The organism is Vibrio variabilis, assembly GCF_003263785.1.
In the GTDB taxonomy this organism is placed as follows: domain Bacteria; phylum Pseudomonadota; class Gammaproteobacteria; order Enterobacterales; family Vibrionaceae; genus Vibrio; species Vibrio variabilis.
Genome location: NZ_JYJK01000070.1, coordinates 1 through 18,197 on the forward strand (window position 1 = coordinate 1; position 18,197 = coordinate 18,197).

The following is an 18,197-nucleotide window of genomic DNA, read 5'->3' on the forward strand; positions in this document are numbered from 1 at the left end:
ATCATCGCCTGCAGCTCATCCTTCGCAGAATCAGTCAGTACCACCGCAAGCACAACCAGCAAGCGCGCCAGCGCCAAGTGGTGGTTCGCAAAATGCCAGTGCTCGTCCTGCTGCTGGCGGTTTGCGTCATCAGCTTCGTTCTCGCAGACAGGCTGGTGGACAGAATCCGCAAAGCCCAGGAGCGACTCCAGCAAAAAAGCCTAAAGCGTCATCTGAACCAAGCTCCGTATTAGAGCGAGTTGCAATGCGCACTCAGGGTCGTGCCCAAAGCTCGGCTCTGGTGTCAGATGTCGCCGCGCCACAAGCGCAACAACCGACTTCGAATGAGCCGTATCAGTGGCGTCCTTCGAACAATGCAACTTTGCAAAAAAGTGAGCCGACGATTAAACCGTCGACGCTAAAGAAAGCACTTGAGCACGAGAAAACGCCTGAGATGGCAAAGCGTTTGACCGAAGAGGCTGCTGCTCAAGATCAGTGGGCGGAGATGATTGAGAAGCTGGAGGTAGGTAAGTTAGTTCAGCAACTCGCGCTCAACTCAGTTTACGCAATTGATGGTACCTCGATTCAGCTTGGGTTAAGGCCGACACACGCGCACTTGAACTCGGATAAAAACCAATCCGAACTACTTGCTGGGTTAAATGTCTTACTGCAACAAGAGTGTCATTTGTCCATTGAGATCTCTGAGAAGGGTATAACGCCGCTTGAGCTTCGAGAGAGTTTGTATCAGCAAAAACTCTCGGATGCCGCACAAAGCCTGCACACGGATCCCAATGTACAGTTCATGTTGACGCGTTTTTCCGCGCAGCTGGACGAAGAAAGTATTCGACCGTTATAAGTCGCTTGGCGACGAGACCTGTCCTTTCAGGGGACAGGGTTTGTCGGTGAGCAGGGGTTGCATTTGATGAATGAGACCCCATGTTATTAATTGAAACATGAATAAACCGAGAGAAACCTATGTTTGGTAAAGGTGGTATGGGCAACCTGATGAAGCAAGCCCAGCAAATGCAAGACCGCATGCAAAAGCTTCAAGAAGAAATCGCGAACATGGAAGTAACTGGCGAGTCTGGTGCTGGCCTTGTTAAGGTGACTATCACTGGTAGCCACAGCACACGTCGTGTTGAAATTGACGAAAGTCTAATGGAAGACGACAAAGAGATGCTAGAAGACTTGATTGCAGCCGCATTCAACGACGCAGCTCGTCGTGTTGAGGAAACTCAAAAGGAAAAAATGGCGTCAGTAACGGGTGGTATGCAACTTCCACCTGGCATGAAAATGCCGTTCTAATTGGAAGATTAGAGACGTAATTAATGCGAACTAGCCATATGCTGGAGCATTTAATGGAGGCCTTGCGATGCTTACCTGGGGTTGGTCCCAAGTCTGCACAACGCATGGCCTTTCATTTGTTACAGCGTGACCGAAAAGGTGGCTTACAGTTGGCGGATGCACTCTCAGGTGCCATGACTGAAATCGGTCACTGCCAGCAATGTAGAACCTTTACTGAAGAAGAAATTTGCCATATTTGCAGTAACCCGAAACGCAAAGAAAATGGTCAATTGTGTGTTGTAGAAAGCCCAGCGGATATCGCAGCGGTGGAAGCAACCGGACAGTTTTCTGGTCGTTACTTTGTTCTGATGGGGCACTTGTCGCCATTAGACGGTATTGGACCAAGCGATATTGGATTAGATGTGTTGGATTACCGTTTACGACAGGGTGATATTGGAGAAGTGATTCTTGCAACCAACCCAACAGTAGAAGGTGAAGCCACGGCACACTACATTGCAGAGCTGTGTCATGAACATCAAGTATCAGCCAGCCGCATCGCTCATGGCGTTCCGGTAGGTGGTGAGCTTGAACTTGTTGATGGTACAACCTTGTCACACTCTCTTATGGGACGACAAAAGATCTAAGCAAGTGTGCAAACGACTCTATATAAAAGGCGCGAATTATCGCGCCTTTTCTGTATCCATTATTGACTCTGTAAGTGAGCTTATTCACTGTTATTGCTGATAAGGGAGCGATAGATCCAGGCACCTATGATAGCACCGACGATAGGCGCTACCCAAAAAAGCCAAAGCTGCGCAACTGCCCAATCTCCGACATACAGTGCAACCCCGGTACTTCTTGCGGGGTTAACAGAGGTATTGGTGACAGGAATACTGATAAGGTGGATAAGAGTCAAACAAAGACCAATGGCAATCGGAGCGAAACCTTGTGGTGCTCGACTGTCGGTCGCCCCCATGATGACCAGTAAAAACATGGCTGTCATCACTACTTCGGTGACCAGTGCTGAGGTCAGTGAGTATTGTCCGGGAGAGTGTGCGCCATAGCCATTAGATGCAAAACCTGAACTTACTGCATCAAAGCCTGCTTGCCCGGAAGCGATGACATAGAGCACGCCGCCGGCCAAAACGCCACCAATGACTTGAGCCACGATATATGGCACGAGCTCTTTTGTTTCGAAACGGCCACCTGCCCACAAACCAATGCTCACCGCGGGATTTAGGTGGCAACCAGAAATGTGTCCAATGGCAAAGGCCATGGTTAAGACGGTTAAACCGAAGGCGAGGGATACGCCAAGCAAACCGATACCCACATCGGGGAAGGCTGCTGCTAATACTGCACTGCCACAGCCGCCAAGAACCAACCAAAATGTGCCAAACAACTCTGCCAAATACTTGTTCATCTCAGATTCCTTGTGTAAAGGAGGTTTATCTGACAATAGTCTATTTGGTGAAAATCGCGAATTTAGGAAGGGAATTAGCGATAGAACAATGGCTAAAAGCGGTTATGTGATCCTTTCAAGCTCAAAGATGTTTTCCATAGCGGCACGATCATTATCACCGCAGACGTCTGGGCAAGCTTTAAAGCTCAGACAAACCTTAGGGCGCTCGGGTTTTCCAAACAGTTTACAAAGGTTGTTGTCATCAAGTTGAACGCAGCGCTCGCCGCTTGGTTTGCCTTTTGGCATACCTGGAATAGGAGAAGAAATACTCGGGGCGATACAACACGCACCGCAGCCTAATCGACAATCCATCTTAATACCCTCGAGAATGAAGGCGGCGAGTTTACCAGATGCGCTAGAATTGTACATATGTGAATCATGCATCAATGCTTGCAGTTTTTGGCCTCTAGAGGTATAAAACGCCTCCAATGAAGAAAAGGGTAACACGAATGAGCAATGCGTTTTGGGAAACCACGCCACTTGAAGAAATGAGCGAATCACAATGGGAATCTCTATGTGACGGTTGCGGTAAATGTTGCCTGCATAAACTCATGGATGAAGATAGCGATGAAGTCTACTACACCAATGTTGCTTGTAGCTGGCTCAATAGCAAAACGTGCTCGTGTAAAGACTACCCAAATCGTTTTGAATCAGGTGAAGAGTGCTTGAAGCTCACTCGCGATAAAATTAGCGAATTCAACTGGCTACCAGAGACTTGTTCTTACCGTTTGCTTTCAGAAGGGAAATCGATCCCAGAGTGGCACCCTTTGATTACTGGCTCTAAGTCAGCGATGCACGCGGCAGCGAAAGTGTTCGCAATAAAGTCGTGTATGAAATTGACGTTGTTGACTGGGAAGACCACATCATTAATCACCCTTCGCGCTGATTACTGACGGTAAGATTCCATCCAAGAAAAAGCAGGCTTAGAAAGCCTGCTTTTTGGTTGTTAGTCATCGATAATTTAAGCGCCAGCACACACTTCCGTAAAGCGTGAACGAGCGTCTTGTGCCGCGAGCGATGATTGCTCTTTGTGGTCTTGTGCTTCAGCGAGTGCTCTTAGTGCATCTTCAAGCCGCTGCTGCAGCTCTTCTGGGATCGCTTTGCTTTCATCTGCAGAATGCTCAAGTGCGTAGGCGCGGATGCGTTTTTTCACTTTAAACAGTGTTTGCATTGCTGCGCGCTCTTCATCGGCAGCAGCTTGTGCAACGTCACGACACTTCTCAAAGTTCGCCAGCGCAACACCTTCATGAGACCAAGGATCAAACTCAGGCAGATCTTCAATATTGATGGTCGGTTCAACGTAATCCTCTTGGTGACGAATATCCAGCGTCGTTGCTTTCACAGCCGAAATCATCAGCATGACTGCAATACCAAGTAAAGGCAGGCCACCAACAATAGCAGCGGTTTGCAGCGTGCTTAATCCACCTAGGAACATCAGTACCGCAGGCATAAAGCTTAGCGTGAATGCCCAGAATAGACGGTTCCAACGCATAGGCTCTTGGGTCACATCTTTTTGTACCACAGACGCTAAAATATAAGAGATAGAGTCGAATGTGGTTGCGGTAAAGATAATGCAAAGTAGCGTGAACAGCAGAATGATGAACCAAGAGAATGGCAGTTCAGAAAGCATCGAGAAGATGGCTTTGGTTGCGCCGTGTTCATTCAAAATACTAACAATGTCGAGTTGGCCAGAAAGCTGCAGCGATAAGCATAGTTGCCCAGGATAATAAAGAACAAGAAGCAGCCGCACGAACCAAAGAATAGTGAGCCTGCGACCATTTGCTTGACAGTACGTCCTCTTGAAATTCTGGCGACAAACAGCCCCATACTTGGTGCAAATACTAGCCACCAAGCCCAGTAGAAAATAGTCCAATCTTGTGGGAAATGGGTGTCATCGAAACTGCCGTAGCCACCGAAAGGCTCTGCCCATGTTGCCATTACAAAGAAGTTCGACATCATGCGGCCGATTGAGTCTAGGCCAGTTTCTAGGATGAAAATGGTTGGCCCCAGCAGCAAAACGATAGCGAGCAATAGCATCGCCCCCAGAAGTTGATGTTGCTGAGGATCTTAATGCCTTTTTCCATACCCGCAAAAGAAGAGTAAGCAAAAATCGCAGTACAGATTGCTAGCACACCAATTTGGGTATACGTCGTTTGTGGTAGGCCAAACAGAACACTCAGACCTTCACTGATAAGTGGTGCAGCCAGACCTAAAGTCGTTGCTGCGCCGCCAAGAAGACCGAAAATAAACAGAACATCAATCAGCTTACCTAACGCGCCATTGGTATGCTTTTCGCCAATGACTGGAATAAGAGCGCTAGATACCTTAAGAGCAGGCTGCTTACGAACATAGAAGAAGTAAGCGATCGGCAGTGCGGGATAAGGTAGATTGCCCAAGCAATCGGCCCCAGTGGAAGATGCCGTAGGTTGCGGCCCAGCGGATCGCTTCTTCACTGCCTGGCTCTAGTTGAAACGGTGGTGATTGGTAGTAATACGCCCATTCGATACAGCCCCAATAAAGAATACTGGCCCCGATACCGCCACAAAACAGCATGGCAGCCCAAGATGAGGTCTTAAACTCTGGCGCTTCGTCAGGATCACCCAGTTTGATTTGGCCAATATCGCTAAAAATGATGAATATCATGAAGAAGAGGGCAGCGAGACCAAGTGCTAGGTAAAGGAAACCGAACTTGTCGGTCATAATCAGTTTTGCTTGCGCAATGATATCAGCCCCTTGCTCTGGGAACAGGATCAGCGGAATGATTACAGTAAGTAGAAGTGCGATAGCGCCAAAAAAGGTTGGCTTATCGATGAGTTTGAAATAACGTTCCATGCGATGTTTTCTAAGTCAAATAACATCATTATCATTTGACTAACATCGTGCGCTCAAATCTGTTTATCTATCGTGAGAACAAAAGATCGCTATACGAGCGCGAGTATCAATGCTCCGACGGTCACAGCGGCTGATACATACTGACCTGCTGAATAGGATGTGTCTTTTTGCTCTTCGAGGTCGTCTGGATGATCCATACCCAGTGCACCGTGGGCAAAAGAGGTGACCGTCTTACCCATGCCATCGTCGTCATCTTTATCCGTTGATTTATCGGCAGTGCTAGGCTTCGGCGTTGCTGACTTTTCTTGTTCAAATAGCGCTTTTGCTTGCGGTGAGATAGAGACACTGTCTCCACCACGTTCACCTTGCGGTGTCGGCAAAGTATTGCCATTAGAGTCTGCCTGTTTGATTGTGTTTGCTGCGGCACTGCCAAGCTGATTGGACGGCGCAGACATGCCGGAATTGACGCTCTGCATAGCTATCTCCATTAGTGCTATCAATTACTATGTCGTCATCCATGGCAAAATCTTTATAAAAATTTATTTATCTGAGACATAGAACCTGTTTATCATTGACAGTTAAGCAATAAGCACGCCAAGTAAGCGTGCTTATTGAGCGATGCGTGCTAGTCACAGGTGAGTGTGTCACTACGTTTGTGTAGGTGTTTGTAGGCTTGCATTTGATTCTCCTTTTGCACATATCGAACCGGTGGCGCGAGAACCGAGAGCTGAAAATCTGTTGAGTCGCTGGCTATATCGGTGACTGGAGTGATAACAGCGATGTTAAGGTTAGGCGCTAGCGCTTGTACTTGCGCTGCTGTTCCGAGAGCGTTCTCAGTGTGAAACTTACCTGCAATGTGCATGACTTGCGTGCCAGGGTGCTGGTCGATGTAGTTAACAATGCTCTCAGCCATCGTCGCGTCCCATGTCAACTGGGCGGCATATTGGCGTTCGGTTTGCTCGCTATCGCCGTGGTGCATTGAGGCCATGAACTTGTCTTTGTAGGCAGAAGAAGAGGTATCAATGCGTTTTGCAACAAAAGATCGCTCATTACTGTCCAACTTTTCTAAGTAGTTAAGCCCTTCACGGCCAATACAGCGAACAAAGCGTTTAGGAGCGTTACTGGCAATGACATCGAGTTGGTTTTGCTTAGCCAGTTCTACAAGCGGACGATAATCGCTTTCATAGTTTGGCCATGCATTACCTTCGCGTATCAGCATTTGTTCGCCAATTTCTGACTTTAAATATTGATCGACGATAGGCTGCTTATCACGCGTGAACTGCTCCATCGAAAGCGCAAGCTTGTCGTTGTTGTTTACAAGTTGTTTGAGAAGATCGGTCTGAAAGCGATGCACGCCACTGTGTGTATGCCACTCCCCAACGAGGATAACATCGGCAGTTTTTAGATCGACTGGTAATGATGAAAGCGAAACCGCGGAGCCTTGCGGAGAATACAGCTGATAATCGTAGAAGGAATCAATGGACTGAGCTGGCTTGGACAGGTTATCTGAAGGTGCGCTGCTACAACCGGCAAGCAGAACGAGTGACAGTGCGATAGGGTAAGCTTTCATAGGGACTCTCTTTAATAAAAAATAGCCTTCAATGGAAGGCTATTTTGGAACCAATATGGTAAACGAGATCCGCATGCGACTCAATGCAATTGAAAATTAATATCATTAACAATTGACGTTTTGGTCTAACCCTTACGATATACCCTTACCATAAAATCGGCACGACAGTCGAAGCGCTCGGTTTGTTCTAGCTTCTCTCTTAGCTCTTGGCTAGCTTTCCAAGCAAATGGCGTCATTTGCAAAAGGTCATACGCTTGCTGGCCGTTAAGGTTCATTGTGTAGTCGAGCTTAGCTTCAGAGACTAGGTCGAATCCTTCAATCACTTCAGCAGCTTCGTCGTGAAGTCTTACGTCTTGATAGATCAGCTCACGAAGCTCATAGAGGTGATGACTGCCCGGTGTGACGGTGATCATTAGTCCGTCAGCTTCGATACAGCGACGCAGCTCTTCATGCTTGCACGGCGCATAAATACGAATTACCGCAGCAAGACTCTCTCCAGAAAATGGTAGTTTATGACTAGAGGCAACGCAAAAGTTCACCTTGTCGTAGCGCTTAGAACCGTAGCGAACCGCGACTTTGGAAATGTCGAGGCCATAAACGGCAAACTCGGTATTATCGCCTGTCAGTTCGTCGGCAAAATAGCTGGTGTAGTACCCTTCGCCACAACCGATATCAAGGATGTTTCCTTTAGTTACGGTTAAAGAAGAACGCAACGTGTCGGCGACTTTGTCTCGCATCGGAGCATAGAAGTCGTGAGCTAGGAATGTGCGTCTTGCCTGCATCATCTCTTTGTTGTCACCTGGATCTTTTGAGCGCTTGTGTTGCACAGGCATAAGATTGACATAACCTTCTTTGGCTTTGTCGAACTGGTGATTATTGCTACAGCGATAACTGCGCTCGTCTAGAGCGAGTGGCTGCTGACACAGAGGGCATTGATAAGACATAGGTTAGACTCGACGAAAATTTTCGTAAGTCTAACCATATCAAGGAAGGGAAGCAATTCAGACGTCTGAATTCCTTCAGGTTCGCAGATTACTTGACGAAAATCTGTGTCGCCAACTGGTGGCTTTCACCCGGTGCAAGCTCTTTGCCTGCTTCCAGCGAGTCTGCATGAAGCGTTGACTCGATACAGAACATGCTGAGGTAACCATCGTTGTTCATGTCACCCATAGATTCTGCGCCTTGTTTCCAAGGGTTCCAAAGTACTGCTGAGTTGTCGCCGCTATTACATACTGCCAATTTGCGATTGAATGCATTGTCATGCAGCACAATTTCATCAGACGGCGCGGTGTACACGCGGTCGATGGTATCGGTTAGGGTAAGCACTTCTTGGCCTTCACACACTTTGCCATCAAGTAGGCTATCAATGTAGTTAGAGCCCATGCCCGTGACTTCCATCTTCTCGATGTCACCTAGGTTGAGATAGGTGTGAAGAGCGCCAGAGAAACGCCATGGAGCGCCGTCAGTGTTGGTGATGTTTAGAGACACATTTAATGCATCGCTCACTTCCACGTTCAAGACCAGTTGGAATTTATGTGGCCAGATTTCACGAGTCGCGTCGCTGTCGGTAAGTCCAAGGCTGACCACCACACCTTGTTCATTTTCGCGGTGCTCAATGAGCTCCCAAGTACTGTTGCGCGCAAAACCGTGAGCCGGTGCGGCTACTCGGCCAAACCAAGGCCAGCAAATAGGGATACCGCCGCGAAGCGCCGCTTTGTTATCGAAGATGGCGTCTTTGCTCATCCAAATCAAATCTTCTTGGCCTTCTGGCTTATATGAAATGACATGGCCGCCGTGAAGAGAGATGGCCGCTGACGCTTTAGGATGAAGAACGCGAACGACTTTATTGTCACCAAGTTGAGCGATAGTGACATAGTCAGAGAGAACGGTCAGGGTAGGTAAAACAGACAAATCCATAGTGTAACTTCCTAGGTTAAGTCTCTGGTTCCTAGGGAGAGGGGATAGCTCCCAGGTGTCGATTGGACCCAGAAACAGATACTAAAAAGGCGACCCTATGAGTCGCCTTTATTACAAATATTCAGCTAAAAGCTTACATTACTTAGAGATGTGAGCGATTAGGTCTAGAACTTTGTTTGAGTAACCGATTTCGTTGTCGTACCAAGATACAACTTTAACGAAGTTGTCAGTTAGAGCGATACCAGCTTTAGCATCGAATACTGAAGTTTGAACTTCACCGATGAAGTCTTGAGAAACAACTTGGTCTTCAGTGTAACCTAGAACACCTTTTAGAGAACCTTCAGATGCTGCTTTCATAGCTGCACAGATAGCTTCGTAAGAAGCACCGTTCTTAAGGTTAACAGTTAGGTCAACTACAGAAACGTTAGCAGTTGGTACGCGGAAAGCCATACCAGTTAGTTTGCCGTTTAGTTCTGGAAGAACAACGCCTACAGCTTTAGCAGCACCAGTTGAAGATGGGATGATGTTCTGAGAAGCACCACGACCACCGCGCCAGTCTTTAGCAGAAGGACCGTCTACAGTTTTTTGAGTAGCTGTAGTAGCGTGAACTGTAGTCATAAGACCAGATTCGATACCGAACTCGTCGTTAAGAACTTTAGCGATAGGCGCTAGACAGTTAGTAGTACAAGAAGCGTTAGAAACGATGTCTTGACCAGCGTAAGTGTCTTGGTTAACACCCATTACGAACATTGGAGTAGCGTCTTTAGAAGGACCAGTTAGTACAACTTTCTTCGCGCCAGCAGTGATGTGCTTACGTGCAGTCTCGTCAGTTAGGAAAAGACCAGTTGCTTCAGCAACAACGTCAACGTCGATTGCGTCCCATTTTAGGTCTTCTGGGTTGCGCTCTGCAGTTACACGTACAGTTTTGCCGTTAACGATTAGGTTACCGCCTTCAACTTCAACAGTACCGTTGAAGCGGCCGTGAGTTGAATCGTACTTAAGCATGTATGCCATGTACTCAACGTCGATTAGATCGTTAATACCTACTACTTCAATGTCGTTGCGCTCTTGCGCTGCACGAAATACGAAACGACCGATACGGCCAAAACCGTTAATACCTACTTTGATAGTCATTATAGTTGCTCCACAACTTAATTTCTGTTTAAAGATAACTGGTAGTAAAATTACAGAATCCAGTCACTAACTTCAATAGATAATCGGAATTAATTTGTCTAAAGTCAAAAAAAAGTGTCGCTTTTCTTAACATTCGGTATTAAATGACGTTTTTTTGAACTTAGCTCGTGACTCTGTAATGATTTGCTTGATGTATTTAACCTTGGGGACAAGGTGAGTTAACATGTTAGACACACTTTGGTGGGTAATTGACAACAATGTGCTACAACCAAGTTTATTACACGTAATAAGTGTGCGCTGATTAAAATGTAGACAATAAAAAAGAGGGTGTAAAGGAGATGACTGGGGAAAACAAAAACAGAGCCAAGCCAGACCAATACTGGCGTGAGACGCTAACCGATGAGCAGTATCGTGTTTGTCGCCAGCAAGGTACCGAGGCGCCATTTACCGGGACACTGCTTCACAACAAGGACACAGGGCTATACCACTGTACCTGTTGTCAGGCCGAACTGTTTCACTCAGAAAACAAGTACGACTCCGGGTGCGGGTGGCCAAGCTTTGACGCGCCTGTCAATGAGTCCGCAATCCGTTATTTAGACGATCACAGTCACGGTATGACACGTGTTGAAATACGCTGCAGTGCCTGTGACAGTCATTTAGGGCATGTATTTGAAGACGGCCCGCAAACCACAGGGCAGCGCTTTTGCGTCAATTCTGTGTCGTTAATTTTCAACAAAACTGATCAAGACTCCGTAAATTAGTCACCAGCTGTACCATTCTTTCATATCTGTTTTATCTGTTCGTATCGTTGGGTGTTTACCACGCCCAACGATTCCTGAAGCCATTCTTGCTCTATTTTTGCTCTATGATGACATTGTGAAAGCACGAGCTTTTAAAATGCGCGCAACTTTACATTCATAAGCTCTTTGCATTAAGTGAGAGCAGCAAACACAAGAACACCAGTATGAAAAACACACCATTTATCGTTGCCCTTGTTGCAGCGTTATTTATCAGCCCTTCTTTTGCAAACACGACCGCTGGTGGCGAAGAGCAGTGGCAAATCGTAGAAGAAGATCAAGCAGCAGCGCCATCATCAACATCGAAGCAGTCAGCCCCTAAACAGACCGCTTCGACGCAAAAATCGAAATCAAACCCTGGCTCTTCATCGCGTCGCAGTGGCAACTCCGGTTTTAAGCTTGGTATGGGTCTAGATCAAGGGCTAAGCATTGTTGGCCAGATCAATAATACGATTAACTTTGCGGTTGGTAACGACGGTATTGCTGCTGATTACATTTTTAATCGCGGCAGTTTTGGTGGTGATGTGCCTTTTAACTGGTATGCAGGTGTCGGTGGTCAAATTAAACGCTCTGACAAATTTGGCCCACGCGTTGCGCTTGGCGTTGAACTTCCGTTCGCAAGAAACTGGGATGGCTACGCGCAGCTAACCCCAAGCCTGATGTTTGACAACAGCGACCTTAAGTTAGGTATCGGCGCAGGTATTGGCGTTCGCTACAGCTTCTAAATGCCCGAACAGATAAAAACAAAGGGAGCTCAACTGAGCTCCCTTTGTTTGTTTAAGGATGAGGCTTATTGATTTAGCTCTAATTGGTAAAAGCTTGCTTTAACATAGTCACCTGCTTCCATTCCGCGCCACTCACAAGAGGCGCTGCTCTTTTTCGTATTACACTGGTTGTATGCGCCCGCTTTAAAATACATCCACGTATTTCCATAACCTTGGTCAACTTCATGACCTTGGTAGTTGCCCGCTTTTAGATCAACATCGAAGGTTTTGACGACTTCGTTGTCCGTACCTGGGTTCTTAGTAAACGTAAGGTGCATCATATCGCCTTCGACGTTCACACTGTATGAGAAGATTTCACCAAGCTTGATACCATCTTTTGGATCGTCAGATCCCTGTCTTAGGTTGTACTCACCGAATACGTTGTGGCGAATGTCTTTTCTGAGCTTTTTGCCGTTCGCATCTTTCGCGTTTTGAAGATCTTTGGTTGGGTTCAACTCGTAGTTCCATACCAAAGAGCCGTGCTCATGTTCAGGGAGTTTACGATAGACGATTTTAAGCGGCTCGTTTTTAGCAGCGTGGATCTGGCCAATCACCACACCAAATGCGCCGTTATGACTGTATTTACCGCTTTCACTCACTTGATCAACAGACAGTGTCGCCTTTAGTTCACCGCCAATCGCTCCATATTCAGAGGCATTTGGGTGTGAGGCGATAACAAAGTTATTGCTTGGCTCCCCGTAATCAGTTGCAAGCATAGCGCGCAACTCACTTCGTGTATTTTTACTGTTTGGTGTGGTTGGTGCATCGTTCGGAGCCACAAAAACAACAGCGCCAGTTTGCTTATCTGTGTAGAACCACTCTGGATGTACATAAGGTGCCTTAGTATCACCAAGTTGCTCTTTTGCTATCTCAAGTGTCTTACCTTTGCGTGGCCCTTCGGTAGTAAGCACTGGTAAGTTAATTTTCCAGTTAGTCATATCGAAGTTTTGTGAGGGCGCTTTGATAGGGTCAAGGTTGTATTGGGTTGCAAGTGGAGACTCAGTATCTGCAATAGCAGTACCCGCAATAATACTGGCGGCAAGTAGAGAGAGGGGCAATGATTTCATTATCGTTCCTTTGGTAAGCAATCATTAATGGGTATGTTTAGGATGTTACTATAATATTGTATTACAAAAGTGTGACTCGAACGAAATATTGAGTACTTTGGTATCAGATAGGTGAGATAACATTGCAAATGTGTGATTGAAGTGATGAGTTCAAGAGCTGTTCACACTACAGCATTAGAATAGAGAATAGTGGTTAGCCACCTTTGTCTTTGTGTTTGAAAGGTGGCATTTCCTCATTTTATTCTAATTATTATCACGTTAATCACTTGATAGTAGCGCTGGATAGTTTGTTGATTTCACTAATAATGGCTTCCCAGGTTTGTTGACCAACAACACCATCTTGGTAGAGCTCATGTGTTTTCTGGAACTCCTTTACTGCTTGTCTCGTTTGCCAACCAAAACTGCCATCTGGGGTGAGTTTTTTCTCAGAGTTTAGAACCAAATTGAGTATTCGTTGCAGTTCGGCAACATCGGCACCTTTACTTTCTTTGAAGAGTGAGCGAGATAGCTTGGCTGGCGGGATAGGGAAGTAGCCACTCTGGTAGAACACCCACATGTCGTTTGGCAAGGCCGTCATCTCAGAGTTTTTTTCCCATATTAGTAATCCTCCTTCTACTTTGCGTGCCACAAACCCGGTTCCGTAGTATGAATCCTTGTCGCTACAAGTAACGGCATAAGTACGTTCGAGAACTCGCTCGTATTGGTTTTGGTAACTGCGCGTAAGAAGTTGCTCGCTTTGCTGATCAAACTGAATGTTGAGTGTTGCGTCATCAATTTGTGAGCTGTAGATCGAGGTAAGCGCTTCGTTGGTTTGTCTGTAGTCACTGACGAGTTCCGCTTGGCTGCCATAGAGCACAAGTTCAGGCAACTGAGCTTCGTAAGCCTCTTGAGTAAGACATCGGTCGGTGTAGGTCAGTGTGTTAGAATCGCTGGCACAGCCAACAACAGTTAGGGCTGTCAGGGTAAAAAAAAGCGGTGACAGTTTCATGAAGATCATTCCTTGTTGTTCATAGGTATTTGTTAGTGAGTGCATGCTGCGTGGCAATCGAATCCTTTCTATCAGTAAACATTGACTCTTGATTGCTGCACGTTAGTGAGTAATGTTTGGGCTTTTTGCATCGTTTTTGCCGCTTCTCTGGTCAGGCGTTTCTTAATCAGTAGCTCAGAAAATGCGAGATATTGATTGGCCATGTTCTGTTTGAGATCGATGAGATGTGAGAAATTGTCAGGGACTTTTCCAGCGAATCGTTCAACGTCACTGGCCAAAGCGTCAAGCTGTGAAACGAGCGTCAGTTCAGCTAGACGCTTGTGGAACTTCTCTAATTGAGGGCGATAAACCAAATAAGCTGAGTGATGGGGAAATAGGGGCTGCTCTCCCTCGATACGTTTGATTTGTAGTCCGACAAATCCAAAATGGCTTGTTTTAGTGCTAATGCGCCCGCAAGTGAGGACTGCTGATGCTCGCTATGATTAAAAAATGTTTCACCGGCTGGGATCAAATCTGCCAAAGAGTCCGCATTACGCTCTAATAGTGCTTTATCCAGTTGTTGCTCGAAGGTTTGTTGGGCTAGTAACGAAGGCGTAAATACGTAATCATGACGCAGCGTCTTTAAGTCATCGAGAAGTTGATAGATGTTGTTGACACCTTGCGATTGAAACTCACCTTGTTCTAGCGCTTGGTTAAGTTTGTTTTTCAGGCTTTCTAATGTACGCAGCAGGCTTTGATTGATAGTGTTAGTAAGAGTATTAAGCATGTGCGAGTCAGGATAAAACTGCTTGGCCTCGGTTAGGATTTTTTCGATAGCGTAATAATTGGGGTACCGAGACTCGCGGCTACGAAGTTGCTGGTCAACGAGTCTTTCATAATGTTCAACGACGGCAGTTTGATTTTGACGAAGCCATGCTTGTTTTGGCATTGTGAATGCTTCGCTCATTGTCGAGTAGGATGCAAAAAAAGTATCTGCAGGCATATCAAAGATATTAACAAGCGATGATAAATGCTCTGCTTGCTGATTGACTTTCGTTTGTAGCGCATCAATGGTTTTTTGCTGAACTGAGTAGACGTATCCCCCACCAATAAAAACAGCACCCATAACCAATACTGCCAATGATTTAGGTAGTCGTCGCTTGGTAAGCTCGGTCTGCAACGCATTCAGTGAACATTCACGATCGCTTTTAGTGTATTCGAGACCAGAACGAAGAGCTCGCCACTTGAGGCGTGATATATGTTTGGGCTTGGAAATGACCCATTGTTCACGATTTGCTTGTTCGATGGTTTTTCGGCCAAAGGGATGACGACTCGATAGTAATTCATAGGCGATGCAGCAAAATGCAAAAACATCATCATCAGAGCTCGGGGCTTGCCCTTTAAGTAATTCAGGAGTCGCGTATATAGGGGTATAGCCGCTGACATCAGAAGGTGCTGAATCGTTATTACATGTGGGGTTAGCGGAATTGGAAACACTGTGCGATACACCAAAATCGAAGATCTTTATACTTCCATCACGGCTAAGCATAATGTTGCCTGGTTTCAGGTCGGCGTGGATTACTCCATGTTTATGGGCATAGATTAGTGCAGACAAAATTTGGCTGAGAATTGCCATCGCTTGCTGATAAGGTAGTCCATTTGGTCGATGGCTTTTGATCACATTGTCCAACGTTTGACCATCTAGCCATTCCATCACCAAGTAACACAACTCTTCGTCAAACCCATAGTCAAAGACCCGAATGATGTTGTCGTGACTAAGGCGTTGGGTCTTTCGAGCTTCTCGAATGAGTAACGAAGTCGCATCGGCATACTCGTGAAGTGAGGGCTGCAACAATTTGATCGCCACATAGGGGGTTTTTTCTCCCATTTCCTCTAGTACCAAGTCTCTTGCCCGGTACACATCACTCATTCCGCCATGCCCAATTAAATCAAGCAGTTCATAGCGCCCGTTGATGATTCTTCCTACTATTTGACTCGCACTAGCGTGTACGGCAGGGGAAGCATCATGAGTACTGGTACTGCTTTGTATCTGAGTTGATTCATCGCTGCAGTTTTTACTGATATGGTTAACTTTACTGATCTGGTTAGCCTCTGCATTTGAGCCAACGCTACTGGTTGCTTTTGTCTCTTTTTTTTCCATGCCTCACATCCAACGTAACTAGCCACTTATTAGTCAGTGGCAAAAATCCTCGATGCTGTCCTAGACTCAATGGTGAGTTGTGGACGCAATAATGCGATTTACTTCGCATAATTTATTATCAGCAATAATGAATATTTAGACGTTCTCTACGTAGGATTTAAATGTCTAAATTGTTATTAATGGCTCTATTTAGTTCGCTATTTATAATGGTGAATGTTAATGGTTGATTTAAATCGTCTAGCTTCAATTTTTAAGTTCTACAACTTTTAAATTCTACTTGTAATTTTGTTTGGCAATTATTATTTAAAGGAAATGCTAGCAGCATGAAAGAGGTAATTCAAATGTTGATTGGCTAAGATTCTTGGTGTAATAATATCGCCGCTGCTGATTGTCTAAGGCGTTTTTTGAGATGATGATTATTTAGCGTTGCGTTAATTAATGCATGCTAATGCTTTCTAGCAGTGTACTATCGGAATGGGAAAATAATAATGATATTAAGGTTGTCGGTGACGAGCTATCATCGTTTCACGTCAAATGTGGTAGAAAGTGAAACTCTCAATACTCAAGATGGAAAGCTGGAATTAACACTGGGACGAAGTGAAAACTGTGATTGGGTGTTGAGTGATCCAGAAAAGATTATTTCTTCTTATCATGCTCGAATAGAACTCGTTAATAATAGTGCGTATATCTATGATATGTCGACCAATGGTGTTTTTCTCAACCGCTCCGTTGAGCCAATAAAAAAAGGCCTTCCACAACTCATTACCCATGGTGATGTGATTGCAATTGGTGACTACGAAATAGAAGCTGCTATTTCGCAGCATCGAAGTGCCAGCGCTACTGAACATTTAAGGAATGATCAGGCCATTCAGCCTATCCCGTTCAATGAAGCATTTATACCAGCGGCGGATAGTAACTTGTTCGCTATAAAGGAGCCTTTTTGCCGTGAACGAGGTCAACACGTACACGACCAATCGAAGCCGCAAGAGCTTGAGAGCGCGGATGCGATGAGCTTGAATTCGGTACTCAATTCAGCACCGGACGACGCGTTCAGTTTTCCAGATTTTGAATCCTCGTTAGATAAAAGCTCTGTAGCGTCGGAATCTATGTCTTCATTATCCCCGATGACGCAAAGGCGTGATGAGTCTAGTTCGTCTCCCGAAAACCAGATAGTTGAAAGCACGCAAGCTGCGTTTTTTAAAGGGTTAGGCATAGATCCAAGTAGCGTTTCAAGTGATAACCCTGAGCGTTGGTGGTTTCAACTTGGTGTGGTGACTCGGGACTCTGTTGAGGGCATTATGTCGACTTTGCATAATCGTTCTGCTTTTAAACAAAGTACTAGGATCAACCAAACAACCTTTCGCAGAGTAGAAAACAATCCACTCAAATTCTCTTCAGACTTTGAAGATGCAATGCACAACTTACTGCGTCGAAGAACGACCGGTTTTCTACCACCTGAAAAGGCGATTAAAGCCGCCTTTCGCGATCTTGAACGTCACGAAGAGGCGCTTCATGCCGGAGTAACCGGAGCAATCTCAGCATTGATGAAATTGCTCGATCCAAAGCAGCTCGAAGCCAATACTAAGCTCAGCTCGTCGTCATCGAGTGTCAATCGCTGGCCGCTTTTTTCAGGCAACAAGCAATGGTTGTATTACAAAAAAACATACTCGAAAATAACGCAGGATATAGAAACTCAAACCAATGCATTCTACATGGAAGACTTTGCTAAGTTTTATGAGCAATACCTTAAGAGTTCGGAGTTAAAGGAATAAAATGAATAAGCTAGTAAGTTTTGTAATCTGTATTTTTACTTTGAATTTTATTTCCGCTTGCTCTGTGGCTAATTATGTGGTCGATCCATACACTACCTTGGACTTTAAAGTGTCTGAAAATGTGAATCCTAATATTAATGGTCGTGCGTCCCCTGTTGTTGTGCGGGTGTTTGAGCTTTCTTCTAGGACACTGTTTGAAAGCCAAGATTTCTTTACATTATTTGATGATGCTAGCGGTGTTCTAGGTCCGGAGTTAATCTCAAAATCTGAATTTGAGTTTGAACCCGGGCAAGAATATAAACACTCGGTTTCTCTAAAACCAGGTGTGAGATATGCCGGAATATTGGTGGCCTATCAAGATATCGACAATGCGAGTTGGCGAGAGATTGTAGAAATATCCCCAACTAGCTATTCCACTGTGACCGTAAATGTCGGTGATTTAGCAGTATTTATTAGCAACTAAACATTGACTGGGTTTCATTATGAGTGTACGC

19 protein-coding genes and 2 pseudogenes are annotated in these 18,197 nt (G+C 45.6%); 8 read left to right on the forward strand and 13 right to left on the reverse strand.

Going from position 1 to position 18,197, the window contains the following annotated elements; genetic code table 11:
• The 3 genes from TZ48_RS10400 to recR all read left to right on the forward strand — a co-directional run.
• A partial coding sequence (locus TZ48_RS10400) for a DNA polymerase III subunit gamma/tau C-terminal domain-containing protein (protein ID WP_275426430.1) occupies positions 1-835 on the forward strand: 835 nt, incomplete at its 5' end.
• Positions 836-954: 119 nt separating this feature from the next.
• A complete protein-coding gene (locus tag TZ48_RS10405) occupies positions 955-1,284 on the forward strand; it encodes a YbaB/EbfC family nucleoid-associated protein (RefSeq protein ID WP_042474318.1) in 330 nt (109 codons plus the stop codon).
• A gap of 23 nt (positions 1,285-1,307) precedes the next feature.
• On the forward strand, positions 1,308-1,907 hold the full coding sequence (recR, locus tag TZ48_RS10410) for a recombination mediator RecR (RefSeq protein ID WP_112479096.1): 600 nt from the start codon (positions 1,308-1,310) through the stop codon (positions 1,905-1,907).
• Positions 1,908-1,987: 80 nt separating this feature from the next.
• Here recR and aqpZ read toward each other — a convergent pair whose 3' ends face one another.
• Complete coding sequence (gene aqpZ, locus TZ48_RS10415; protein WP_112479097.1) at positions 1,988-2,683, reverse strand: aquaporin Z; 696 nt, start codon at positions 2,681-2,683, stop codon at positions 1,988-1,990.
• Positions 2,684-2,785: 102 nt separating this feature from the next.
• Positions 2,786-3,034: a YkgJ family cysteine cluster protein gene (locus TZ48_RS10420; protein WP_112479110.1), complete on the reverse strand. Its 249-nt coding sequence runs from the start codon at positions 3,032-3,034 to the stop codon at positions 2,786-2,788.
• Positions 3,035-3,171: 137 nt separating this feature from the next.
• Between TZ48_RS10420 and TZ48_RS10425 the strand changes: the two are divergent.
• Positions 3,172-3,608 (forward strand): annotated as a pseudogene (locus tag TZ48_RS10425) (YcgN family cysteine cluster protein).
• A 75-nt stretch (positions 3,609-3,683) separates the two neighbouring features.
• On the opposite strand, the pseudogene TZ48_RS25820 reads toward TZ48_RS10425, so the two are convergent.
• The 7 genes and pseudogenes from TZ48_RS25820 to gap form a co-directional block, all read right to left on the reverse strand.
• Positions 3,684-5,175: pseudogene (locus TZ48_RS25820) on the reverse strand (BCCT family transporter).
• A complete protein-coding gene (locus TZ48_RS26310) occupies positions 5,063-5,554 on the reverse strand; it encodes a BCCT family transporter (protein ID WP_420822933.1) in 492 nt (163 codons plus the stop codon). Before TZ48_RS26310 ends, TZ48_RS25820 begins: the two are co-directional and overlap by 113 nt.
• Positions 5,555-5,643: 89 nt before the next feature.
• Positions 5,644-6,030 carry a hypothetical protein gene (locus TZ48_RS10435; RefSeq protein ID WP_112479098.1) on the reverse strand — a complete coding sequence of 129 codons (387 nt, stop codon included), beginning with the start codon at positions 6,028-6,030 and terminating at the stop codon, positions 5,644-5,646.
• A gap of 149 nt (positions 6,031-6,179) precedes the next feature.
• Complete coding sequence (locus TZ48_RS10440) at positions 6,180-7,124, reverse strand: ChaN family lipoprotein (RefSeq protein ID WP_112479099.1); 945 nt, start codon at positions 7,122-7,124, stop codon at positions 6,180-6,182.
• Between the two features lie 125 nt (positions 7,125-7,249).
• The gene (gene rlmA / locus TZ48_RS10445) at positions 7,250-8,068 is read right to left on the reverse strand and encodes a 23S rRNA (guanine(745)-N(1))-methyltransferase (protein WP_112479100.1); all 819 of its coding nucleotides are present in this window, start codon (positions 8,066-8,068) and stop codon (positions 7,250-7,252) included.
• A gap of 88 nt (positions 8,069-8,156) precedes the next feature.
• The gene (locus tag TZ48_RS10450; protein ID WP_112479101.1) at positions 8,157-9,041 is read right to left on the reverse strand and encodes a D-hexose-6-phosphate mutarotase; all 885 of its coding nucleotides are present in this window, start codon (positions 9,039-9,041) and stop codon (positions 8,157-8,159) included.
• A 138-nt stretch (positions 9,042-9,179) separates the two neighbouring features.
• Complete coding sequence (gene gap, locus TZ48_RS10455) at positions 9,180-10,175, reverse strand: type I glyceraldehyde-3-phosphate dehydrogenase (protein WP_008080593.1); 996 nt, start codon at positions 10,173-10,175, stop codon at positions 9,180-9,182.
• A 338-nt stretch (positions 10,176-10,513) separates the two neighbouring features.
• Here gap and msrB point away from each other — a divergent pair, with 338 nt between their 5' ends.
• Both msrB and TZ48_RS10465 read left to right on the forward strand, forming a co-directional pair.
• A complete protein-coding gene (gene msrB / locus TZ48_RS10460) occupies positions 10,514-10,936 on the forward strand; it encodes a peptide-methionine (R)-S-oxide reductase MsrB (protein ID WP_112479102.1) in 423 nt (140 codons plus the stop codon).
• 203 nt (positions 10,937-11,139) lie between these two features.
• A complete protein-coding gene (locus TZ48_RS10465; protein WP_112479103.1) occupies positions 11,140-11,697 on the forward strand; it encodes a hypothetical protein in 558 nt (185 codons plus the stop codon).
• A 65-nt stretch (positions 11,698-11,762) separates the two neighbouring features.
• Here the strand turns inward: TZ48_RS10465 and TZ48_RS10470 are convergent, their stop codons facing one another.
• The 4 genes from TZ48_RS10470 to TZ48_RS10485 form a co-directional block, all read right to left on the reverse strand.
• Positions 11,763-12,803 (reverse strand): polysaccharide lyase family 7 protein, encoded by a 1,041-nt coding sequence (locus TZ48_RS10470; RefSeq protein ID WP_112479104.1) that lies wholly within the window; start codon positions 12,801-12,803, stop codon positions 11,763-11,765.
• A gap of 262 nt (positions 12,804-13,065) precedes the next feature.
• A complete protein-coding gene (locus TZ48_RS10475) occupies positions 13,066-13,791 on the reverse strand; it encodes a peptidoglycan-binding domain-containing protein (RefSeq protein WP_162674534.1) in 726 nt (241 codons plus the stop codon).
• A gap of 71 nt (positions 13,792-13,862) precedes the next feature.
• Positions 13,863-14,144, reverse strand: a complete 282-nt coding sequence (locus tag TZ48_RS10480) for a hypothetical protein (protein WP_112479106.1) — start codon at positions 14,142-14,144, stop codon at positions 13,863-13,865.
• Complete coding sequence (locus TZ48_RS10485) at positions 14,123-15,931, reverse strand: serine/threonine-protein kinase (protein ID WP_112479107.1); 1,809 nt, start codon at positions 15,929-15,931, stop codon at positions 14,123-14,125. The genes TZ48_RS10480 and TZ48_RS10485 overlap by 22 nt, the downstream gene beginning before the upstream one ends.
• 488 nt (positions 15,932-16,419) lie before the next feature.
• On the opposite strand from TZ48_RS10485, the gene tagH reads away from it, so the two are divergent.
• Both tagH and tssJ read left to right on the forward strand, forming a co-directional pair.
• Positions 16,420-17,703 carry a type VI secretion system-associated FHA domain protein TagH gene (tagH, locus tag TZ48_RS10490; RefSeq protein WP_112479108.1) on the forward strand — a complete coding sequence of 428 codons (1,284 nt, stop codon included), beginning with the start codon at positions 16,420-16,422 and terminating at the stop codon, positions 17,701-17,703.
• 1 nt (position 17,704) lies between these two features.
• Positions 17,705-18,166: a type VI secretion system lipoprotein TssJ gene (gene tssJ / locus TZ48_RS10495; protein WP_112479109.1), complete on the forward strand. Its 462-nt coding sequence runs from the start codon at positions 17,705-17,707 to the stop codon at positions 18,164-18,166.
• Positions 18,167-18,197 lie beyond the last annotated feature (31 nt).

What these genes read in the sequence shown, in the direction of transcription:
- aqpZ (WP_112479097.1), bottom strand. Translation starts at nt 2,683, where the DNA reads ATGAACAAGTATTTGGCAGAGTTGTTTGGCACATTTTGGTTGGTTCTT.
- tssJ (WP_112479109.1), top strand. Translation starts at nt 17,705, where the DNA reads ATGAATAAGCTAGTAAGTTTTGTAATCTGTATTTTTACTTTGAATTTT.
- TZ48_RS26310 (WP_420822933.1), bottom strand. Translation starts at nt 5,554, where the DNA reads ATGGAACGTTATTTCAAACTCATCGATAAGCCAACCTTTTTTGGCGCT.
- recR (WP_112479096.1), top strand. Translation starts at nt 1,308, where the DNA reads ATGCGAACTAGCCATATGCTGGAGCATTTAATGGAGGCCTTGCGATGC.
- msrB (WP_112479102.1), top strand. Translation starts at nt 10,514, where the DNA reads ATGACTGGGGAAAACAAAAACAGAGCCAAGCCAGACCAATACTGGCGT.
- TZ48_RS10485 (WP_112479107.1), bottom strand. Translation starts at nt 15,931, where the DNA reads ATGGAAAAAAAAGAGACAAAAGCAACCAGTAGCGTTGGCTCAAATGCA.
- TZ48_RS10470 (WP_112479104.1), bottom strand. Translation starts at nt 12,803, where the DNA reads ATGAAATCATTGCCCCTCTCTCTACTTGCCGCCAGTATTATTGCGGGT.
- rlmA (WP_112479100.1), bottom strand. Translation starts at nt 8,068, where the DNA reads ATGTCTTATCAATGCCCTCTGTGTCAGCAGCCACTCGCTCTAGACGAG.
- TZ48_RS10440 (WP_112479099.1), bottom strand. Translation starts at nt 7,124, where the DNA reads ATGAAAGCTTACCCTATCGCACTGTCACTCGTTCTGCTTGCCGGTTGT.
- tagH (WP_112479108.1), top strand. Translation starts at nt 16,420, where the DNA reads ATGATATTAAGGTTGTCGGTGACGAGCTATCATCGTTTCACGTCAAAT.
- TZ48_RS10475 (WP_162674534.1), bottom strand. Translation starts at nt 13,791, where the DNA reads ATGAAACTGTCACCGCTTTTTTTTACCCTGACAGCCCTAACTGTTGTT.
- TZ48_RS10465 (WP_112479103.1), top strand. Translation starts at nt 11,140, where the DNA reads ATGAAAAACACACCATTTATCGTTGCCCTTGTTGCAGCGTTATTTATC.
- TZ48_RS10435 (WP_112479098.1), bottom strand. Translation starts at nt 6,030, where the DNA reads ATGCAGAGCGTCAATTCCGGCATGTCTGCGCCGTCCAATCAGCTTGGC.
- gap (WP_008080593.1), bottom strand. Translation starts at nt 10,175, where the DNA reads ATGACTATCAAAGTAGGTATTAACGGTTTTGGCCGTATCGGTCGTTTC.
- TZ48_RS10405 (WP_042474318.1), top strand. Translation starts at nt 955, where the DNA reads ATGTTTGGTAAAGGTGGTATGGGCAACCTGATGAAGCAAGCCCAGCAA.
- TZ48_RS10420 (WP_112479110.1), bottom strand. Translation starts at nt 3,034, where the DNA reads ATGGATTGTCGATTAGGCTGCGGTGCGTGTTGTATCGCCCCGAGTATT.
- TZ48_RS10450 (WP_112479101.1), bottom strand. Translation starts at nt 9,041, where the DNA reads ATGGATTTGTCTGTTTTACCTACCCTGACCGTTCTCTCTGACTATGTC.